Source organism: Citrobacter sp. Cpo030 (assembly GCF_030333005.1).
GTDB lineage: Bacteria > Pseudomonadota > Gammaproteobacteria > Enterobacterales > Enterobacteriaceae > Citrobacter > Citrobacter portucalensis.
The window spans coordinates 40822-62141 of sequence record NZ_JAOWGT010000056.1 but is presented as its reverse complement, the minus strand read 5'-3'; the positions used below and the strand labels follow the sequence as shown (position 1 = coordinate 62141).

Annotated in this window: 16 protein-coding genes; 7 read left to right on the top strand and 9 right to left on the bottom strand. The window is 51.4% G+C overall.

Going from position 1 to position 21320, the window contains the following annotated elements; all coding sequences use genetic code 11:
- Positions 1-85: 85 nt before the first annotated feature.
- The 3 genes from uraA to OGY37_RS09845 all read right to left on the bottom strand — a co-directional run bounded on the left by uraA (position 86) and on the right by OGY37_RS09845 (position 3712).
- A complete protein-coding gene (gene uraA, locus OGY37_RS09855; protein WP_003835107.1) occupies positions 86-1375 on the bottom strand; it encodes a uracil permease in 1290 nt (429 codons plus the stop codon).
- A gap of 96 nt (positions 1376-1471) precedes the next feature.
- Positions 1472-2098: a uracil phosphoribosyltransferase gene (upp, locus tag OGY37_RS09850; protein WP_003835110.1), complete on the bottom strand. Its 627-nt coding sequence runs from the start codon at positions 2096-2098 to the stop codon at positions 1472-1474.
- A 183-nt stretch (positions 2099-2281) separates the two neighbouring features.
- Positions 2282-3712: a 6-phospho-beta-glucosidase gene (locus OGY37_RS09845; protein ID WP_286620695.1), complete on the bottom strand. Its 1431-nt coding sequence runs from the start codon at positions 3710-3712 to the stop codon at positions 2282-2284.
- A gap of 295 nt (positions 3713-4007) precedes the next feature.
- Between OGY37_RS09845 and purM the strand changes: the two genes are divergently transcribed.
- From purM to ppx, 4 genes are all read left to right on the top strand, one after another.
- A complete protein-coding gene (gene purM, locus OGY37_RS09840) occupies positions 4008-5045 on the top strand; it encodes a phosphoribosylformylglycinamidine cyclo-ligase (protein WP_020996702.1) in 1038 nt (345 codons plus the stop codon).
- Positions 5042-5683 carry a phosphoribosylglycinamide formyltransferase gene (purN, locus tag OGY37_RS09835; protein ID WP_003835118.1) on the top strand — a complete coding sequence of 214 codons (642 nt, stop codon included), beginning with the start codon at positions 5042-5044 and terminating at the stop codon, positions 5681-5683. The genes purM and purN overlap by 4 nt, the downstream gene beginning before the upstream one ends.
- Positions 5684-5897: 214 nt before the next feature.
- A complete protein-coding gene (gene ppk1 / locus OGY37_RS09830; RefSeq protein WP_032944192.1) occupies positions 5898-7964 on the top strand; it encodes a polyphosphate kinase 1 in 2067 nt (688 codons plus the stop codon).
- Between the two features lie 4 nt (positions 7965-7968).
- Positions 7969-9510, top strand: a complete 1542-nt coding sequence (gene ppx, locus OGY37_RS09825; RefSeq protein ID WP_003835121.1) for an exopolyphosphatase — start codon at positions 7969-7971, stop codon at positions 9508-9510.
- On the opposite strand, the gene OGY37_RS09820 is transcribed toward ppx, so the two are convergent.
- Positions 9490-11760 carry a bifunctional diguanylate cyclase/phosphodiesterase gene (locus OGY37_RS09820; RefSeq protein ID WP_286547472.1) on the bottom strand — a complete coding sequence of 757 codons (2271 nt, stop codon included), beginning with the start codon at positions 11758-11760 and terminating at the stop codon, positions 9490-9492. The genes ppx and OGY37_RS09820 overlap by 21 nt on opposite strands.
- A gap of 350 nt (positions 11761-12110) precedes the next feature.
- On the opposite strand from OGY37_RS09820, the gene OGY37_RS09815 reads away from it, so the two are divergent.
- Positions 12111-12314 (top strand): YfgG family protein, encoded by a 204-nt coding sequence (locus tag OGY37_RS09815; RefSeq protein WP_286547470.1) that lies wholly within the window; start codon positions 12111-12113, stop codon positions 12312-12314.
- Between the two features lie 367 nt (positions 12315-12681).
- Positions 12682-13560, top strand: a complete 879-nt coding sequence (gene mscS, locus OGY37_RS09810; protein ID WP_198579110.1) for a small-conductance mechanosensitive channel MscS — start codon at positions 12682-12684, stop codon at positions 13558-13560.
- 134 nt (positions 13561-13694) lie between these two features.
- On the opposite strand, the gene guaA is transcribed toward mscS, so the two are convergent.
- Positions 13695-15272, bottom strand: coding sequence for a glutamine-hydrolyzing GMP synthase (gene guaA / locus OGY37_RS09805; protein WP_003835152.1), 1578 nt, complete (start codon positions 15270-15272; stop codon positions 13695-13697).
- A gap of 63 nt (positions 15273-15335) precedes the next feature.
- The gene (gene guaB, locus OGY37_RS09800) at positions 15336-16802 is read right to left on the bottom strand and encodes an IMP dehydrogenase (protein ID WP_003037756.1); all 1467 of its coding nucleotides are present in this window, start codon (positions 16800-16802) and stop codon (positions 15336-15338) included.
- Positions 16803-16962: 160 nt separating this feature from the next.
- On the opposite strand from guaB, the gene xseA reads away from it, so the two are divergent.
- Positions 16963-18336 carry an exodeoxyribonuclease VII large subunit gene (xseA, locus tag OGY37_RS09795; protein WP_149384789.1) on the top strand — a complete coding sequence of 458 codons (1374 nt, stop codon included), beginning with the start codon at positions 16963-16965 and terminating at the stop codon, positions 18334-18336.
- Here xseA and OGY37_RS09790 read toward each other — a convergent pair.
- The 3 genes from OGY37_RS09790 to OGY37_RS09780 all read right to left on the bottom strand — a co-directional run bounded on the left by OGY37_RS09790 (position 18333) and on the right by OGY37_RS09780 (position 21288).
- A complete protein-coding gene (locus tag OGY37_RS09790) occupies positions 18333-18548 on the bottom strand; it encodes a zinc ribbon domain-containing protein (RefSeq protein ID WP_191236325.1) in 216 nt (71 codons plus the stop codon). The two genes, xseA and OGY37_RS09790, sit on opposite strands and share 4 nt — an antisense overlap.
- A gap of 52 nt (positions 18549-18600) precedes the next feature.
- Entirely contained in the window at positions 18601-19683 is a 1083-nt protein-coding gene (locus OGY37_RS09785; protein ID WP_063941706.1) for a Gfo/Idh/MocA family oxidoreductase, read from the bottom strand.
- A 63-nt stretch (positions 19684-19746) separates the two neighbouring features.
- A complete protein-coding gene (locus OGY37_RS09780; protein ID WP_003835166.1) occupies positions 19747-21288 on the bottom strand; it encodes a peptide MFS transporter in 1542 nt (513 codons plus the stop codon).
- Positions 21289-21320 lie beyond the last annotated feature (32 nt).

Here is a 21320-nt window from a genome sequence, read left to right as displayed (position 1 = left end):
ACCCAGGATTTCATAAAATCGCGTTGAGTTTAACACAGAAATACGTCGCGATAGAACCGGGCAGCGTTGCCGCCCGGTCAGAGATTTACTGTTGCGGACTGTCTGCATCTTTCGCGTCAAGCACGACTTCTTCCGGACGCAGCAGGCTGATAACTTTGAAAATCAGGCTCAGACAGACACCAACGATGGTCGCCAGCGCCATGCCTTTCAGCTCTGCGGCACCGATGTGAACTTTCGCGCCACTTACGCCGATGATCAAAATAACCGAAGTCAGGATCAGGTTCTGCGCCTTGTTATAGTCAACCTTCGACTCGATCAGTACGCGAATACCAGAAGCGCCAATTACACCGTACAGCAGCAGTGATACGCCGCCCATAACCGGCAGTGGAATGATTTGGATCGCTGCAGCCAGTTTACCCACGCAGGAGAGCAGAATGGCGAAAATTGCCGCACCGCCGATAACCCAGGTACTGTAAACGCGGGTGATCGCCATTACGCCGATGTTTTCGCCGTACGTGGTGTTCGGCGTAGAGCCGAAGAAACCAGAGATTACCGTAGACAGACCGTTAGCAAACATAGAACGATGCAGGCCAGGATCGCGAATCAAATCTTTTTTCACGATATTCGCCGTTACCACCAGGTGCCCGACGTGTTCAGCGATGACCACCAGCGCTGCTGGCAGGATGGTCAGAATGGCAACCCATTCAAAACGCGGCGTGTAAAACGTCGGCAGCGCGAACCAGTGGGCCTGCGCAATCGGCGTAGTGTCCACAACGCCCATCACGAAGGAGAGCGCATAACCGGCCAGCACCCCGATCAGAATCGGGATAATCGCCATAAAACCGCGGAACAATACGGAACCAAAGACCGTTACCGCCAGCGTTACCATAGAAATGATGATGGTTTTTGAATCCGGTAATTGCCCCTCAGCAGGCAGTAACCCCGCCATACCCGCAGCAACGCCAGCCAGCTCCAGACCGATGACGGCAACGATTGCGCCCATCGCCGCAGGCGGGAACATGACATCCAGCCAGCCGGTTCCTGCCTTCTTAACAATGAAAGAAACCAGGCAGAACAGGACGCCACACATAATGAAACCGCCCAGCGCCACTTCATACCCTAACGGCAGCAGCAGCAGTACCGGGGAAATAAAGGCAAAGCTGGAACCCAGATATGCGGGAATTTTACCCTTACAAATAAAGAGATACAGCAACGTACCAATGCCGTTAAACAGCAGAACGGTAGCTGGGTTGATGTGGAACAGGACTGGCACCAGCACCGTTGCGCCAAACATGGCGAACAGGTGCTGCAAACTAAGCGGGATTGTCTGTAAAAGCGGCGGTCTTTCACTCACCCCGATAGCACGGCGCGTCATAGTGTTTTCCTCTGAGTGTTGTTTGTTATTAGCCATTGGGTTGTTTTATTCAAAAAAAAGCCGACTCTTAAAGTCGGCTTCTTTTCACTTATTCGTTTACTTAGTACCAAAAATCTTATCGCCGGCATCGCCGAGCCCCGGAATAATGTATCCGTGCTCATTCAGTCCCTGATCGATGGAGGCGGTGTACAACTCCACATCCGGGTGCGCTTTTTCCAGTGCCGCGATACCTTCCGGTGCAGCAACCAGGACCAGCACTTTAATGCTGGTGCAGCCTGCATTTTTCAGCAGGTCGATGGTGGCGATAACAGAGCCGCCGGTTGCCAGCATTGGGTCAACGATCAGCGCCATACGCTCATCGATGTTAGAAACCAGCTTCTGGAAGTACGGAACCGGCTCCAGCGTCTCTTCGTTACGGTACATACCGACCACGCTGATACGCGCGCTCGGAACGTTTTCCAGAACGCCTTCCATCATGCCCAGGCCCGCACGCAGGATTGGCACAACGGTGATTTTTTTTCCTTTGATTTGGTCAACTTCAACTGGACCGTTCCAGCCTTCAATGGTCACCTTTTCGGTTTCCAGACCAGCGGTTGCTTCATAAGTCAGCAGACTGCCAACTTCCGAGGCGAGTTCACGAAAGCGTTTAGTGCTGATGTCGTTTTCACGCATCAATCCCAGCTTGTGTTTGACGAGTGGGTGTTTGACTTCCACGATCTTCATACTCTTCTCCTTTCCTCAGACGAGTGGCAACCACAAAAAAAATCGCCGGATTATACCGCTTTTCGTCTCTGGCGCAACACTGCATACGCTTGATATGGATCAACCAAAGTCATTTACGTCTGGATAATGAGTATAAAACAAGCCCCGCACCGATGGCGGGGCTAGCTGTCAACACTCTGAATTTTAAAGGTATTCAGCATTGGTCTGGATGACATTTTGATACCATGAAAAAGATTTTTTAGGTGAGCGAGTTAATGTCCCGCTACCGTCATTATTTTTATCGACATAGATAAACCCATAGCGTTTTTTCATCTCTCCCGTCCCGGCCGAGACTAAATCAATGCAGCCCCACGGGGTATATCCCATCAGATCCACACCATCCTCCACCACCGCTTTTTTCATCTCACGTATGTGGGCGGCAAGGTAGTCGATACGGTACTGGTCGTTAACTGTACCATCGTCCTCGCGCACATCAATGGCGCCAAATCCATTCTCCACAATAAATAGTGGCAGCTGATAATGATCCCAGAACCAGTTCAGTGAATAACGCAGGCCAACCGGATCAATCTGCCAGCCCCAGTCTGATTTCTGCACGTACGGGTTGGAAACCAGGCTTTTCGACTCGTCGTAATCCAGCTGTGGGTTGTCCGCCGTTGCCTGGGTCGCGAAAGACATATAATAGCTAAAGCCGATGTAATCAACGCAGCCCTCGGTCAGCGCCTGACGGTCTTCCTCGGTGATATCCAGTTCAAAGCCACGACGGGCAAAGTAGTTGAGAAGATGCTGCGGGTATTTGCCGCGCACATGGACGTCAGTAAACCAGTAACGCCGGTGCATGGCATTCATCGCCATCATCATATCGTCTGGCGCGCAGGTCAGCGGATAGATTGGACACATGGCAATCATGCACCCTATCTGTAATTCCGGGTTAATCTCACGCGCGACCTTTACCGCCAGCGCGCTTGCCACCAGCTCATAGTGCGCCGCCTGGTACATGACCGGCTCGCGGTCTTCGCCGGGCTGGTATTTCAGACCTGAGTTAGTAAAGGGCGCGAAATCTTCGTGATAATTTGCCTGGTTGTTAATCTCATTAAACGTCATCCAGTACTTCACTTTGTGCTGGTAACGAGTGAATACCACCCTGGCAAAACGGACAAAGAAATCGATAAGCTTGCGGTTGCGCCAGCCGCCGTACTCCATCACCAGATGGTAAGGCATCTCAAAATGCGACAGCGTAATCACCGGCTCAATGCCATATTTCAGGCATTCGTCAAACAGGTCATCATAGAACTGTAGGCCAGCCTCATTGGGTTGTTCTTCATCGCCTAAGGGGAAAATACGTGTCCAGGCAATAGAGGTGCGAAAACATTTAAACCCCATTTCGGCAAACAGCTTTATGTCGTCTTTATAGCGATGATAAAAATCGATGGCCTCGTGGTTAGGGTAATTTTTACCGGCAATCACACCGTCGGTAATTTCACGCGTCACACCATGCGCTCCCGCGGTCATGACATCGGCAACGCTAATGCCTTTTCCGCCCTCCTGCCAGCCACCTTCCAGTTGATGAGCCGCGACAGCACCACCCCACATGAATTCTGCTTTAAATCCTGACATACCCTTCCCCTATCGTGATGACTCTGCGCAAAACGCTGTTGATGAGGTCCGCAACAGAAAACAGAAACCGGTTTCAGTAAGATACTGTGCATTCGGCTAACAGGATTCAAGCACAAGACTGTACCCGGTTTCATTTTCGTGGCGCAGCTCAAACAAATAGATAAATGATTGTAAAATGCTGAAAAAACCAGCAGATAAAACTTGATGCAGAGCAGGCTCGCAAACGTTTGCTTTCCCTGTTAGAATTGCGCCGAATTTAACTTTTACTGCAAGTAAACATGTGGGGAAGCAGGCAGTGACCGATAAAACCTCTCTTAGCTACAAAGATGCCGGTGTTGATATTGATGCAGGTAATGCTCTGGTTGATCGAATCAAAGGCGTAGTAAAGAAAACGCGTCGTCCGGAAGTTATGGGTGGTCTGGGTGGCTTCGGTGCGCTGTGCGCATTGCCGCAAAAATATCGTGAACCAGTACTGGTTTCCGGCACTGATGGCGTTGGTACAAAACTGCGTCTGGCGATGGATCTGAAACGCCACGACACTATCGGCATTGACCTCGTCGCAATGTGCGTCAACGACCTCGTGGTTCAGGGCGCTGAGCCGTTGTTCTTCCTCGACTACTATGCAACCGGCAAACTGGATGTGGACACCGCAGCCAGCGTCATTAACGGGATTGCCGAAGGCTGCCTGCAGTCTGGCTGCGCGCTGGTCGGTGGGGAAACAGCTGAAATGCCGGGGATGTACCACGGCGAAGATTACGACGTGGCAGGTTTCTGCGTTGGCGTCGTCGAAAAATCAGAGATTATCGACGGTTCAAAAGTAGCTGACGGTGACGTACTGATTGCGCTCGGCTCCAGCGGCCCGCACTCCAACGGTTACTCTCTGGTGCGTAAAATTGTAGAAGTCAGCGGTTGTGACCCAGAAACCACCGAGCTTGAAGGCAAGCCGCTGGCCGATCACTTACTGGCCCCTACCCGCATTTACGTGAAATCCATTCTGGAACTGATCGAGAAGGTTGATGTGCACGCCATTGCCCACCTGACCGGCGGCGGCTTCTGGGAAAATATTCCGCGCGTTCTGCCGGACAACACGCAGGCAGTGATCGACGAATCTTCATGGCAGTGGCCAGCCGTCTTCAACTGGCTGCAAACGGCGGGTAACGTCAGCCAGCATGAGATGTATCGCACCTTTAACTGCGGTGTAGGTATGGTTATCGCCCTGCCAGCTCCGGAAGTGGACAAAGCCCTTGCTTTGCTCAATGAGAAAGGTGAAAACGCATGGAAAATCGGTATCATCAAAGCTTCTGATTCCGAACAGCGTGTGGTCATTGAATGAAAAACATTGTGGTGCTCATTTCCGGCAACGGAAGCAATTTGCAGGCGATAATAGACGCCTGCGAACAGAAAAAAATCAATGGCACCATACGTGCAGTATTCAGTAACAAGGCCGATGCGTTCGGCCTTGAGCGCGCACGCGAAGCGAATATTCCGGCACACTCGCTGGAAGCTGCCCAGTTTGCCAGTCGCGAAGCATTCGACCGCCAACTGATTCAAGAGATTGACGCCTATGCGCCCGATGTCGTCGTGCTGGCCGGTTATATGCGTATCCTCAGTCCGGCATTTGTCGCTCACTATGCTGAGCGATTGCTGAATATCCACCCGTCTTTATTGCCGAAGTATCCCGGCCTGCATACGCACCGTCAGGTTCTGGAAAACGGCGATGAAGAGCATGGTACCTCCGTCCACTTCGTCACTGATGAACTGGACGGCGGACCGGTTATTCTTCAGGCCAAGGTTCCGGTATTTGAAGGTGACAGCGAAGATGATGTCACGGCACGAGTCCAGGCTCAGGAGCATACCATTTACCCACTGGTGGTAAGCTGGTTTACCGATGGTCGCCTGAAGATGCGTGATAACGCTGCATGGCTGGACGGCGTTCGTCTGCCGCCACAAGGCTACGCCGCCGACGAATAATAAAATTCAACCTGTAAGCCGGATCTCATCATCCGGTCTACAGGCATAACTACCTTTTCCGGTTAATACTACCGGTATTCATCTACGCTCCCCCTTTCTCTTTGCTATCAGACGGTTTATTGTCATATTTTTCTGGCACAGTTGGACATCTGAGAGCAATGCTCGCCATAATAAATCGGTAGTGTCCCGTGAATGAAACGGAGTAAAAGTGGTAATGGGTCAGGAAAAGCTATACATCGAGAAAGAACTCAGCTGGTTAGCGTTCAACGAACGTGTACTCCAGGAAGCTGCTGATAAGTCAAACCCGTTGATCGAACGGATGCGTTTCTTAGGCATCTATTCCAATAATCTCGACGAGTTTTATAAGGTTCGTTTTGCAGAACTGAAGCGCCGAATCATTATTAGCGAAGAACAGGGTTCAAACTCTCACTCCCGCCATTTGTTAGGCAAAATCCAGGCCCGCGTATTAAAAGCCGATCAGGAATTTGACGGCCTGTACAACGAGTTGCTGTTGGAAATGGCGCGCAATCAGATTTTCTTAATCAACGAACGCCAGTTGTCGGTCAATCAGCAAAGCTGGTTGCGTCATTACTTCAAGCAATATCTTCGCCAGCACATCACGCCGATCCTGATTAACCGCGAGACGGATTTAGTCCAGTTTTTAAAAGATGACTACACCTATCTGGCGGTAGAAATTATCCGTGGTGATACGATACGCTACGCGCTGCTGGAAATCCCTTCCGACAAGGTTCCCCGTTTTGTGAATCTGCCGCCGGAAACCCCGCGCCGTCGCAAACCGATGATCCTGCTGGACAACATCTTACGTTACTGCCTTGACGACATTTTCAAAGGGTTCTTTGACTACGACGCACTGAACGCCTATTCGATGAAAATGACCCGTGACGCCGAATACGATTTGGTGCATGAGATGGAATCGAGCCTGATGGAGCTGATGTCATCCAGCCTGAAACAGCGTCTGACCGCAGAACCTGTACGTTTTGTCTATCAGCGAGACATGCCCAATGCGCTGGTCGAAGTACTGCGTGAAAAACTGACAATTTCTCGCTATGACTCGATTGTTCCCGGCGGGCGTTATCATAACTTCAAAGACTTTATTAACTTCCCTAACGTTGGCAAAGCTAACCTGGTGAACAAACCGCTGCCGCGTCTGCGCCATATCTGGTTCGACAACGAGAAGTTTCGTAACGGCTTTGACGCCGTTCGTGAACGCGACGTGCTGCTGTATTACCCCTATCACACCTTTGAGCACGTTCTTGAACTGCTGCGCCAGGCCTCTTTCGACCCGAGCGTGCTGGCTATAAAGATCAACATCTACCGTGTGGCAAAAGATTCACGCATTATTGATTCAATGATCCATGCCGCGCACAACGGTAAGAAAGTTACCGTGGTGGTGGAATTGCAGGCCCGCTTCGATGAAGAAGCCAACATCCATTGGGCCAAGCGTCTAACCGAAGCAGGCGTTCACGTCATCTTCTCCGCGCCAGGCCTGAAAATTCACGCCAAACTGTTCCTTATCTCGCGTAAAGAAGGTGATGAAGTCGTGCGCTATGCGCATATCGGGACGGGGAACTTCAACGAAAAAACGGCACGCCTGTATACCGACTACTCATTGCTGACCGCAGATTCGCGCATTACCAACGAAGTGCGTCGGGTGTTTAACTTCATCGAGAATCCGTATCGCCCGGTGACGTTCGATTATCTGCTGGTTTCCCCGCAGAACTCACGCCGTCTGCTGTACGCAATGATCGACAAAGAAATCGCCAACGCGCAGCAAGGACTGCCTTCCGGCATTACGCTAAAACTGAATAACCTGGTCGATAAAGGTCTGGTTGACCGCCTCTATGCGGCCTCAAGTTCAGGCGTGCCGGTCAATTTGTTGATTCGCGGAATGTGCTCGCTCATCCCGAATCTGGAAGGTATCAGCGACAATATTCGCGTTATCAGCATCGTTGATCGCTATCTTGAACATGACCGGGTCTATATCTTCGAGAACGGGGGTGACAAGCAGGTGTATCTCTCCTCCGCTGACTGGATGACAAGAAACATCGACTATCGTATCGAAGTTGCCACACCGCTTCTTGACCCGCGCCTTAAGCAACGCGTGCTGGATATTATCGATATCCTGTTCAGCGACACGGTGAAAGCCCGCTTTATTGATAAAGAACTGAGTAATCGCTACGTACCGCGCGGAAACCGCCGTAAGGTTCAGTCACAATTGGCGATTTACGATTACATCAAATCACTCGAGCAACCTGACTAAAGATATGCCAATACACGACAAGACTCCACGACCGCAGGAATTTGCTGCGGTCGACCTTGGTTCAAACAGTTTCCATATGGTCATTGCCCGTGTGGTCGATGGCGCAATGCAAATTATTGGGCGACTGAAACAACGCGTACATCTGGCGGATGGCCTCGGCGAAGATAACAAGCTGAGCGAAGAGGCCATGGAGCGCGGGCTAAGCTGTTTATCACTGTTCGCCGAACGTTTGCAGGGGTTTCCTCCATCAAGCGTATGTATCGTGGGAACCCATACTTTGCGTCAGGCACTGAATGCGACTGATTTTCTCAAGCGAGCGGAAAAAGTCATCCCCTACCCAATTGAGATTATTTCCGGCAACGAAGAAGCCCGATTGATCTTTATGGGCGTTGAACATACGCAGCCGGAAAAAGGTCGCAAGCTGGTTATCGATATCGGCGGCGGCTCAACCGAATTAGTGATCGGCGAGGATTTCGAGCCTAAACTGGTCGAAAGCCGCCGCATGGGCTGCGTCAGTTTTGCTCAGATGTATTTCCCAGGCGGTGTAATTAACCGTGAAAATTTCCAGCGTGCCCGCATGGCGGCTGCGCAAAAGCTCGAAACCTTAACCTGGCAGTTTCGCATTCAGGGCTGGAACGTTGCGCTGGGCGCATCGGGCACCATTAAAGCAGCCCATGAAGTGCTGCTGGAGATGGGTGAAAAAGACGGTTTTATCACCCCCGAACGTCTGGACAAGCTGACATCTGAAGTGCTGAAGCACGCGTCATTTGATGCGCTCAGCTTGCCGGGGTTGTCAGAAGAAAGAAAAGCAGTGTTTGTACCCGGACTCGCGATTCTGTGCGGCGTTTTTGACGCGTTAGCTATTCGCGAACTTCGCCTTTCTGATGGTGCGTTACGTGAAGGCGTGCTGTACGAGATGGAAGGCCGTTTTCGCCACCAGGACGTTCGTAGCCGTACCGCCAGCAGCCTGGCAAACCAGTACAACATTGACAGCGAACAGGCCCGGCGCGTACTGGAAACGACGATGCAAATGTACGACCAGTGGCATACGCAGCAGCCAAAGCTGGCCAATCCCCAACTGGAAGCGTTACTGCGTTGGGCAGCAATGCTGCATGAGGTTGGGCTGAACATCAACCACAGCGGTCTGCATCGCCACTCTGCGTATATCTTACAAAACAGCGATCTACCTGGTTTCAATCAGGAACAACAGCTGATGATGGCAACATTAGTTCGTTATCATCGCAAAGCGATTAAGCTCGACGACTTGCCCCGCTTTACGCTGTTTAAGAAGAAACAGTTTCTGCCGTTAATTCAGCTGCTGCGCCTGGGCGTGCTATTGAATAATCAGCGTCAGGCGACCACCACGCCGCCGACTTTGACCCTGATAACCGACGACAGCCACTGGACCTTACGCTTCCCGCATGACTGGTTTAGCCAAAATGCGCTGGTGCTGCTCGATCTGGAGAAAGAGCAGCAATACTGGGAAGCCGTAACAGGCTGGCGACTCAAAATTGAAGAAGAGAGCTCACCCGATATCGCCGCATAAGATCTCAGCAGGTGTCAGTTCATCTGGCACCTGTTTTTCCAAGGTTTCGTTCAACGGCAGTGGCTCACCAATCAGATACCCCTGCATGTAATCAATCCCCAGCGAAATCACCGCACTGCGTATTTCCTCGCTTTCGACGTACTCCGCAACCACCAGCATTCTTTTCATCCGCGCCAGATGGCAAATAGAGGCCACGATTTGGTAGTCGAGGCTGTTCGAAACAATATTGCGAATAAAGCTACCGTCAATTTTCAGGATATCGGCATTCACATTTTTCAGCCGCGCATAGCTGGCATATCCAGTACCAAAATCATCAATCGCAATCTGACAGCCCAGTGATTGCAGTTGCAGCAACGTTGCCTGTGCCTGTTCCGCATTGGTCAAGGCATTGCTTTCCGTCACTTCAAAGATAAGTTGCCATGCTTCAACCTTGTACTTATTCAGTAACTGATTGATGTCATTAGGAAGTCGCGCGCGACATACTGAGGTGGGTGATAAGTTGATAGCAAACCGGTGGGCGGGCATTTTTTCCCGATTCTGCGCCATAAATTTCAGCGTATTTTCAATCACCCACAGATCGATACGGGAGGACAAACCAAACTCATGGGCTACCGGCAAGAAGCTATCAGGGGCGATAGTTTCACCGTCATCCCCCTCAAGCCGCAGCAGGATTTCGTGATAAACGTCGCCACGTACGCCAAAAATCGGCTGCGCCTTCAGGAAAAAGCGATTGTTCTCCAGCGCCTGCTGAATACGGTTCATCATCGCAACTTTATCTTTCAGGTCACGTTGCAGGTGCATCACACCACGCCGCTGCAAATTCTCTGGTGAATTGGTTGCCAGCGATAATTCGGCAATGGTACTTAACTCTCCCAGCAACAAATAGATATGGTTAACAGGAGAACGGACATAGCAAAAGCTGATCCCAACCTGCGGTTGCAAAGGCATACCGTCCCAGACAAAACGAAACTGCTTGATATGCCTGTCCAGTGCTTCAATGCGTTCCTGGTGTTGCTCAGTGTTAAAACGCAGGATTAAATCATTACCCGATAATTGATAGACATGCTCATCCTGTTCAAGCAGCGGCGTTATCCACTGAGCCAGTTTTTGCTTGTACTGGATACGCAGCATAATGCCGTAATTTTTTACCAGCAGTTCCATGCCCGGGACACCCAAAAAGCAAAGCACTGACCATGGCGAGTTTTTCAAATCCCGGTTCAAAGCGCGCAAATTCGGAATATGCACCATAGGGTCAAAGAAGGCCAGGCGATGGTTGCGCCGGGTAACAAACCGTTGACGTGTTGCCAGTACGGCAATGAAATTCACAATGAAAGAAAAAACCAGATAACTTGATGAGGTAATGGCAAGCTGCGTATCGTAACCCGAATACCATGGCATATAGCGCTGATAATAATGAATTGCGGTAATAAGTACGACCGCCCATATCAACGAAATAAATTTATACCCGTAACGCATTGCCCCCCACAGCATGACAGGCAGTAACAGTGACAATGTATAATTCGTGCTGAATATTGAGCTTTGTTCATTGAGCGGCATACACAACATTGCCATTAGCACAGTCAATATAATCAACCAGACCGCAAACTCTGTTTTAGTCACTTTGGTATCAAACTGCTGCTTTAACTGAGAAAAATAGCCTCTCAGATGCAAGGGGTTGCGAATTGTTCGAATGATGAAATAACACAGCGGCACACCTACAAGATTCCCTGCGAGTATGGACTGATAGTTGATCAATGTGCCTGTATTGAAGGGCATAACGCCCACCATGCCAGATTTGCTTTCATAAACACCCACAAATGCGGCAAACTGAAAGAGTATCAGAAACAGCGTAGCCGGGCAGAAGACCTGCCAGAACATACGCTGAAACAGCAGGTGAGAGTCGCCGTGGGAAACATTGTTTCGTCGGGGAGCAAATACTTTATATCCTCCCCAGCTAAGCACGATCGTAACTATAAAGTGCGAAATTATTGAAAGTGTTTCAAATAACCCGACCTGCGGATATTTGTACCAGATAATGGAAATGATAATTCCTGGCAATGCCGCCCAGCCAAAAAAAAGCATCAGGCTAATCATCAGCGCTAAAGGCAGATAGAAAAGAATTACGGTCCCCGTACTAATATGGGCGTAGGTAGTAGCAGTGCTCAATACAGGCAACAACAAAGAAGGTAAGATGAGAGGTAATGCCCACCATCTGTCTCTAATACCAATATAATTTTTATTGAGTTTCATAGATGCTCAGTAGAATCCCGCACATCCTGTAGTGGGTATTCAGACAGGCATCCCACCTGACCTTAAAACGATAGAATAAAATACATCACAATGATTCATCGATTTTAGTTGTCAACAAAGTGTGATGTTTGATACATATCAAAAAAAATAGCCCTCATTCATCAATTATTACTCTTTTCATTATTTTTTATCGTTAATACATTATTCATGCAAATAATAATATTAATTTCCATAACATAAGAAGATAAAACAACTGAAGCAATTTTACATAAGGAAGAATTGACCATTCCCTCCCAATGTGCCTTAATGTGAGTATCGCCCTCAGTTGGGTACACTACAAGGAACCTTTTGTGAGCCAGGTTACCAGCCTACGCAAACGACACCGATTTAACAGTCGCATGATCCGGATCGTACTGCTTATCAGCTTTCTCTTCTTCTTCGGACGCTTCGTCTACTCCGCCATTGGTGCGTGGCATCACCACCAGGACAAAAAAGAATCTCAGCAGACTACTCAGCCGCAACAGACATCTCCTGCACAAACCGACGTACATTGATCGCTCGCGCCTGTGATATCCCCAGCATTAAGATTCCTTACCGGATGGCTAATCGCCTGGCATTTAACCATCCGGTAAGGGATTTGAGTGATGAAACTTAACACACGTCCCCTACCACTCTCGCTGAATTATCGGATAATCGGCCGTATTTTTCGCACAAATACACAATCTTTTCATCCCACTTCACCGCACCATTCGCGCTGATTTTTTTACGTTCCGGTTTAACGAACATAAAAAAGACAAACAGTGCTCAAATAAATGCTAATTAATATCATCAGCAAATATCACTGACGAAAATATTTATATTTCGCATGAAATTAAATAGTTATTTGAATTGTTATCATTTTAAATGAAATAGGGTAATACCATGAGTGGTTTTTTATTATTCCCGAAAATAAGAAGCGGTCTTGAGTGGATCTCCGGGCACAGCGATGCAGTCATTCAATTCGGCTGGAATATCGTTGCCGCCGTGATCTTATTGTTTGTCGGTAAATTTATCGCTCGCCTGCTCTCTCGTGGGCTGGAAAAGTTACTGCTTAAACGTAAAGTCGACAGAACCATCATTCAGTTCTTCACCGCGCTGGTACGTTACATCACCCTCGCTTTTTTCGTCGTCGCTGCGTTGGGCCGCATCGGTATTGAAACATCCTCCATTATTGCCGTCATCGGTGCCGCCGGACTCGCTATTGGCCTCGCGCTACAAGGCTCGCTTTCCAACTTTGCCGCTGGTGTATTACTGGTTTCTCTGCGGCCCTTTCGCGCCGGGGAAGTGGTACAGATTGGTGCAGTCACCGGAACAGTGGAAAAGGTGCACATTTTCTCCACTACCCTGCTCACCGCCGACAGCAAAGAAGTTGTGATTCCAAATGGTAAGATCATCGCTGACAACATCATTAACTATTCCCGTCACCCTTTTCGCCGTATCGATCTGGTAATTGGTGTAGGCTACCAGAGCCGAATAGCAGACGTTAAGCGCGTGATTAACCATATCATCGAGCAGGACAGTCGCATCGATAAGCAACGTGGAGTAACCGTTCGTCTGGGCGAACTGGGCGCTTCAGCGTTGAATTTTTACGTGCGCGTATGGGTGCCCAACATCGAGTACTGGAACACCTATTACGATCTGCTGGAAAACATTAAAGAGGCGCTGGACGCCAACCATATTGACCTGCCCTATCCACAGATGGATGTGCGTATTCAGAATGTCGCACCTCAGCATCAGCCTCAACTGCAACTGGTCGATTAGCGTACTATCCGACAGAACATACGCCAGAAGTATTTACTGAAGTATTTGCTGAAATGCGTGCAATAAAAAAACCCTCTGTAAACAGAGGGTTTTTTACATATTACCGGTTCAAAAACCGCTAACGGAAAGGGATATTATTCCCACTCAATGGTAGCCGGCGGCTTACCGCTGATGTCATATACGACACGGGAAATACCGTTCACTTCGTTGATAATGCGGTTGGATACGCGGCCTAAGAAGTCATACGGCAGGTGTGCCCAGTGCGCGGTCATAAAGTCGATGGTTTCAACCGCACGCAGGGAAACAACCCAGTCGTACTTGCGGCCATCGCCCATCACGCCAACGGAACGTACCGGCAGGAACACGGTAAATGCCTGGCTTACCTTGTTGTACAGGTCAGCTTTGTGCAGTTCTTCAATGAAGATAGCATCCGCACGACGCAGCAGGTCGCAGTACTCTTTCTTCACCTCGCCAAGCACACGTACGCCCAGACCCGGTCCCGGGAACGGGTGACGGTACAGCATATCGTACGGCAGACCCAGCTCCAGACCAATCTTACGCACTTCGTCTTTGAACAGCTCACGCAGCGGCTCAACCAGACCCATCTTCATCTCTTTCGGCAAACCGCCCACGTTGTGGTGAGATTTGATAACGTGCGCTTTACCGGTGGCAGATGCCGCGGATTCGATCACGTCCGGGTAGATGGTGCCCTGCGCCAGCCACTTAACGTCTTCCAGCTTCAGCGCTTCTTCATCGAATACTTCCACGAATACGCGGCCGATGATTTTACGTTTAGCTTCTGGGTCGTTCTCGCCTTTCAGCGCGTCCAGGAAACGCTGCTCGCCTTCCACGTGAATGATGTTCAGGCCAAAGTGGTCGCCGAACATATCCATCACCTGCTGAGCTTCGTTGAGACGCAACAGACCGTTGTCAACGAACACGCAGGTCAGGTTTTTGCCGATAGCACGGTGCAGCAGCATCGCGGTGACGGAGGAGTCAACGCCGCCGGACAGGCCGAGGATAACTTTATCATTGCCAACCTGCTCACGAATGCGGGCAACGGCGTCATCGATAATTTTTGCCGGCGTCCACAGCGCTTCACACTGGCAGATGTCGCGCACAAAACGCTCCAGCATGCGCATACCCTGACGGGTGTGGGTAACTTCCGGGTGGAACTGCACGCCGTAGAAGCGTTTTTCTTCGTGCGCCATGATAGCGAACGGGCAGCTGTCGGTGCTGGCAACGGTCACGAAACCTTCCGGAATGGCGGTCACTTTGTCGCCGTGGCTCATCCACACGTCCAGCAACGGTTTGCCGTCTGCGGTCAGGGAGTCTTCAATACCGCGGACAAGCGCGCTGTCGGTCTGAACTTCAACCTGCGCATAGCCGAATTCACGTTCGTTAGAACCTTCAACATGACCACCGAGCTGCATTGCCATGGTCTGCATGCCGTAGCACACGCCGAACACCGGCACGCCCGCATTGAAAACGTATTCCGGCGCACGCGGGCTGTTTTCTTCGGTGGTACTTTCCGGACCACCAGAAAGAATGATACCGCTTGGGTTGAATTCGCGAATTTGTGCTTCCGTAACATCCCATGCCCACAGTTCACAGTAGACGCCCAGTTCACGTACGCGACGTGCAACCAGTTGAGTGTACTGCGAGCCGAAATCGAGGATGAGAATGCGATGTTTATGAATATTGTCTGTCATTGACGCTAATTCCGAGGCAAGTGAAACAAATTCGCCCGGCATATAGCCGGGCGCGGAAACTTATCAGGAGCCCATGCGGTAGTTAGGGGACTCTTTGGTGATGGTCACATCGTGAACGTGACTTTCCTGAATACCCGCACCGCTGATGCGTACAAACTCTGCTTTCGTTCGCAGCGCGTCGATAGTACCACAGCCGGTCAGACCCATACAGGAGCGCAGGCCGCCCATCTGCTGGTGAATGATCTCTTTCAGGCGACCTTTATAGGCAACGCGACCTTCGATACCTTCCGGGACCAGTTTGTCAGCGGCGTTATCGCTCTGGAAGTAACGGTCAGAAGATCCTTTGGACATCGCGCCCAGAGAACCCATACCGCGGTAAGATTTGTAAGAACGGCCCTGGTACAGTTCGATTTCGCCCGGGGATTCTTCAGTACCCGCCAGCATGGAGCCAACCATCACTGCGGCAGCACCAGCAGCAATCGCTTTAGCGATGTCGCCGGAGAAACGAATACCGCCGTCGGCGATAACCGGAATACCGGTGCCTTCCAGTGCTTCAACGGCATCAGAAACGGCAGTGATCTGCGGAACACCGACGCCGGTCACGATACGGGTGGTACAGATGGAGCCAGGGCCGATACCCACTTTAACAGCGCTGCAGCCGGCTTCAGCCAGTGCGCGAGCACCTGCGCCCGTAGCAACGTTACCGCCAATGATCTGCAGGTCAGGATATTTAGCGCGAGTTTCACGGATACGCTGCAGAACGCCTTCAGAGTGGCCGTGAGAGGAGTCAATCAGCAGAACGTCTACGCCAGCGGCAACCAGCGCGTCTACACGCTCTTCGTTACCTGCGCCAGCACCTACCGCTGCACCAACGCGCAGACGACCATGCTCGTCTTTACAGGCGTTAGGTTTACGTTCTGCTTTCTGGAAATCTTTTACGGTGATCATGCCGAGCAGGTGGAAGCTGTCATCAACAACCAGCGCTTTCTCAACGCGTTTTTCGTGCATTTTGGCAAAAACGACATCGCGCGCTTCGCCTTCACGAACGGTCACCAGACGCTCTTTTGGCGTCATATATACGCTAACCGGCTGGTTCAGGTCAGTCACAAAACGCACGTCACGGCCGGTGATGATGCCGACCAGTTCGTTATCTTCAGTCACCACCGGGTAGCCTGCAAAGCCGTTACGCTCGGTCAGTTCTTTCACTTCGCGCAGAGTAGTGGTTGGCAGTACGGTCTGAGGGTCAGTTACCACGCCAGATTCGTGTTTCTTCACGCGGCGAACTTCTTCAGCCTGGCGCTCGATGGACATGTTTTTGTGGATAAAACCGATGCCGCCTTCCTGGGCCAGGGCAATTGCCAGGCGCGCTTCCGTCACGGTGTCCATTGCTGCGGAGAGCATAGGAATGTTCAGGCGAATGGTTTTCGTCAACTGGGTGCTGAGGTCAGCAGTATTCGGCAGAACGGTAGAATGAGCGGGAACGAGGAGGACGTCGTCAAACGTCAGGGCTTCTTTTGCGATACGTAGCATGGGCAATATCTCACCTGGGAGGTTATTAAATATTGCCGCGGCATTATACAGAGCGTAACCGATTGCATCCACACTTTTTTGCAAAAAAACCTTGCGCTCCTCTGTGAGCATGTTACTTTCGACTGAATAACTTGCTGATTTAGAATTTGATCCCGCTCACATGTTATCCTCTCAGACCACCTCAATTTTTACCGTAAGCCGCCTAAATCAGACGGTTCGTTTGCTGCTTGAGCAGGAAATGGGACAAGTTTGGATCAGCGGTGAAATCTCGAATTTCACTCAGCCGTCCTCCGGTCACTGGTATTTCACGCTCAAAGATGACACCGCCCAGGTACGCTGCGCGATGTTTCGCAACAGCAATCGACGGGTAACGTTCCGCCCACAGCACGGTCAGCAGGTCCTGGTACGCGCCAACATTACGTTGTACGAACCGCGTGGCGACTACCAGATAATTGTTGAGAGCATGCAGCCAGCTGGTGAAGGCTTGTTGCAGCAAAAATATGAGCAACTCAAAGCCAAACTGCAGGCTGAGGGGCTATTCGATCAGCAGTTCAAAAAATCACTACCCTCTCCGGCTCACTGCGTTGGGGTCATTACCTCGAAAACCGGGGCTGCGCTGCACGACATTCTCCACGTGCTGAAGCGTCGTGACCCATCCCTGCCCGTTATTATCTACCCGACCGCTGTCCAGGGCGACGATGCGCCAGGACAGATCGTTCGCGCCATTGAGCTGGCGAACGCGCGGAGCGAGTGCGATGTGCTTATCGTTGGGCGCGGCGGCGGTTCTCTGGAAGATTTGTGGAGTTTTAACGACGAACGCGTAGCGCGGGCAATCTTTGCCAGCTGCATTCCGGTAGTAAGCGCCGTCGGCCACGAAACAGATGTCACGATTGCCGATTTTATTGCAGATTTACGGGCGCCTACGCCATCAGCTGCGGCGGAAATTGTCAGCCGCAATCAACTGGAACTGCTGCGTCAAATTCAGCATGGCCAGCAGCGTCTGGAGATGGCGATGGACTACTACATCGCCAACCGTACTCGTCGCTTTACCCAGCTTCATCACCGTTTGCAACAGCAACATCCGCAACTGCGTCTGGCCCGTCAGCAGACCGTGCTGGAGCGGCTACGTCAGCGGATGAATTTCGCTCTTGAGAATAAAATTAAGCAGGCCAATCAGCGCCAACAGCGCGTAAATCAACGCCTGAGCCAGCAAAACCCACAGTCGCGCATTTATCGGGCGCAAACCCGTATTCAGCAACTGGAGTACCGTCTGGCAGAGAATATCCGCGCGCGTTTAAGCGCACAGCGAGAACGCTTCGGTAATGTGGTGACGCATCTTGAAGCGGTGAGTCCTCTCTCGACGCTCGCTCGTGGTTATAGCGTCACTACCGCGACGGACGGCAAAGTGCTGAAGCAGACCAAACAGGTAAAAACCGGTGATGTGCTCACTACCCGCCTGTCAGACGGTTGGGTAGAGAGCGAAGTGAAAGGCGTAACGGCGGCAAAGAAAACGCGGAAGAAAAAGTCAGATTAAACCGGCACAAATTCCACACGTTTCTTCGAAATCAGACCATGGCCATTCTGACAGAAGTAATCCACCGCTCCGCAGGCTTTTAACACCTGGAGCGACTGATGGCACTCCGGACAGCGCGCTTCTAACGGAATATCTTTTTTACAGTTTTCACAGTGTGCCACACCGTTTTGTGGTTCCAGTTCTGCGTGACAATCCGGGCAGGTCATCGACATGGTGACTCCTTTAAATGGCGTTCAATTCTGCGCTAATTTTACCATGATACGCTTAGTGTGAACCACGCAACTGTTGCTGTAGGATCAGTAATCGTTCGACCTCCTCCAGCCTGCGCTGCGTCGTGCGACTCACCTCCTGCGGGCTGCGCTCAAACAGACTTTGCGCCCCCAGAATATGTTCCGCCAGACAATGGGCATAAATCGTACCTGGCAGACACCAGCGTTGCACAACATCACCGTCAATCAATTCGAGCACATCGTCGGCACCCCGTCGGTCGTAGCTGATGATACGCCCATCACGCAGATAAAGGCGCAGACCTTTTTGTCCGCCAGCGGGCCCCGCGTATTTATTCAGCCAGATATCCAGCGGTACACCGCTAATCAGCCCTTGCAGATGCGCCTCTCCTTCAGGCGTGGTCAGGTCACCCTGGATGATGTTATGTCCAAGACGGTCTTTAGCGCTCTTCACCTGCAGGGTCATGCTGTCATTACCACCCAGGTAACGCACCGTTTCACGCAGCATGGCCAGTACGTGTGCGCCAATGTCCAGAATCACACCGTCCGGGTGGCGAAGCTCACGCGTATCTGGCTCACCAGTGGCAAAGTTGAGCGCGATCGGCTCTCCTGTAGCGTTAAATCCGCTCGGCTCCTGCAAAAAACCGTCGATTTTAACAACGTCTGAAAAGTGAGAGACAAGTGCCTGTTGTGGGTTATCGCCCTGCCACTGCGTACCGAGTTTTCCCAATGCCAGCTCCATTGCGCCATTGCGCGCCATCCAGTGGTCGAGCGCCAGCACACGGTCGGCAGCGTCGGGTTGCTCCAGCAGCGTTTTCAGTTTTTCAATTTGGGAAAGCGTGGCAACAATCGGTTTTTCAACCACGATTCGTGCGATGGGAGCGGCCAGCGCCTGTTCAAGCACATCGAGATGATGCAGGGATGCGGTGGTGATAAACAGGGTATCAAGTGGTGTTGCAAGAAGTTCAGCGAGCGATGCACAGCGTGTCACACCAGCGGGCTGTTTTGCGGGTTGCACGTCAAATCCCACACAGCACAGGGAATCACCGTAAAGTTTACGCAATGCGGGCAAGTATGCCGTTTCAACGACTGCGCCAAGCCCAACAAACCCTAACAGCATGTTCTCACCTCGTAAATGAATTGGCCGGGACATCACGTCTGCCCCGGCACAATCGAGGTGTTATCAGGCGCTAGTAGCCGGTTTAGTTTGCGTATTCTCCAGCATGCGACGGATCGGCACAATGAGGACGATCAGTACCGCGGCGCAGATAAGCAATGCAATCGAGCAGCGAGCGAAGAGATCCGGCAGCATATCCAGTTGGTCGGCCTTCACATGACCACCAATCAGACCTGCGGCCAGGTTACCCAGCGCGCTGGCGCAGAACCACAGGCCCATCATCTGCCCGCGCATTCTTTCCGGGGCCAGCAGCGTCATGGTCGCCAGACCGATCGGGCTCAGGCACAGCTCACCAAGTGTCAGCATCAGGATACTACCCACCAGCCAGAATGGGGAAACACCTGCACCACCGTTACTGAGAACGTTTTGCGCTGCCAGCATCATCAGACCAAAGCCTGCAGCGGCACAGAGAATACCGATAACGAACTTGGTGATGCTGCTCGGACGAATGTTCATGCTCGCCAGTTTCGGCCACGCCCAGCTGAATACTGGTGCCAGCAGAATGATAAACAGCGCGTTTATCGACTGGAACCAGACCGCCGGGATTTCAAAATCGCCGATCATACGGTTAGTGTAGTCGTTAGCGAACAGGTTGAACGAGGTTGGCTTCTGCTCAAACGCAGACCAGAAGAACGCGGCGGAAACCAGCAGGATAAAGCAGACCAGCAGTCTGGCGCGCTCTTTGCGATTCAGACCAGCAAAGACAAACAGGTAGATAAAATAGAGCGCGACAGAGGCGGCAATCACATACACCAGCATACTGGCAACCGCGACCGGATTTATCACAATCACGCCCTGCGCAATCAGCGTAACGATAACGGCTACGCCGACGGCCAGCGCCAGCAGCCACGCGCCCACACCGTTACGTTTCACTACCGGGCTGTTCCAGGTTGAGTCCAGCCCCACTTCGCTGTCATAACGTTTCATCGATGGAACGGCAAACACGCGGAAGATGATCAACGCCACCAGCATCCCGATACCACCGATGCCAAAGCCCCAGTGCCAACCGTGGGATTTAATCAGCCAGCCGGAGATCAGCGGCGCGATAAACGACCCCATATTGATGCCCATATAGAACAGCGAGAAACCGCCGTCGCGACGCGCATCGCCTTTTTTATACAGCGTGCCAACCATCACTGAGATACAGGTCTTAAACAGACCGGAACCGAGCACGATAAACATCAGGCCGATAAAGAACAGGTTGTTCCCCATAATGGCCGAGAGCGCGATCGACAAGTGACCGAGCGCAATCAAAATGGAACCGTACCACACCGCTTTCTGTTGGCCGAGCCAGTTATCCGCCAGCCAGCCACCAGGCAGCGCGGCGAGATACATCGTACCGGCAAAGATACCCACAATCGCCGAGGCATTTTCACGCGCCAGCCCCATGCCGCCGTCATAAACGGTAGCAGCCATAAACAGGATCAGTAACGGGCGAATGCCGTAAAACGAAAAACGCTCCCACATCTCTGTGAAGAATAGCGAGCCGAGCGGATAAGGATGACCGAAGAAAGTTCGGCTTTCTTTTTGATTAACAGAGGATTGCATAATTCTCCCGAAAGTTATGTCGTCGTGCGTGT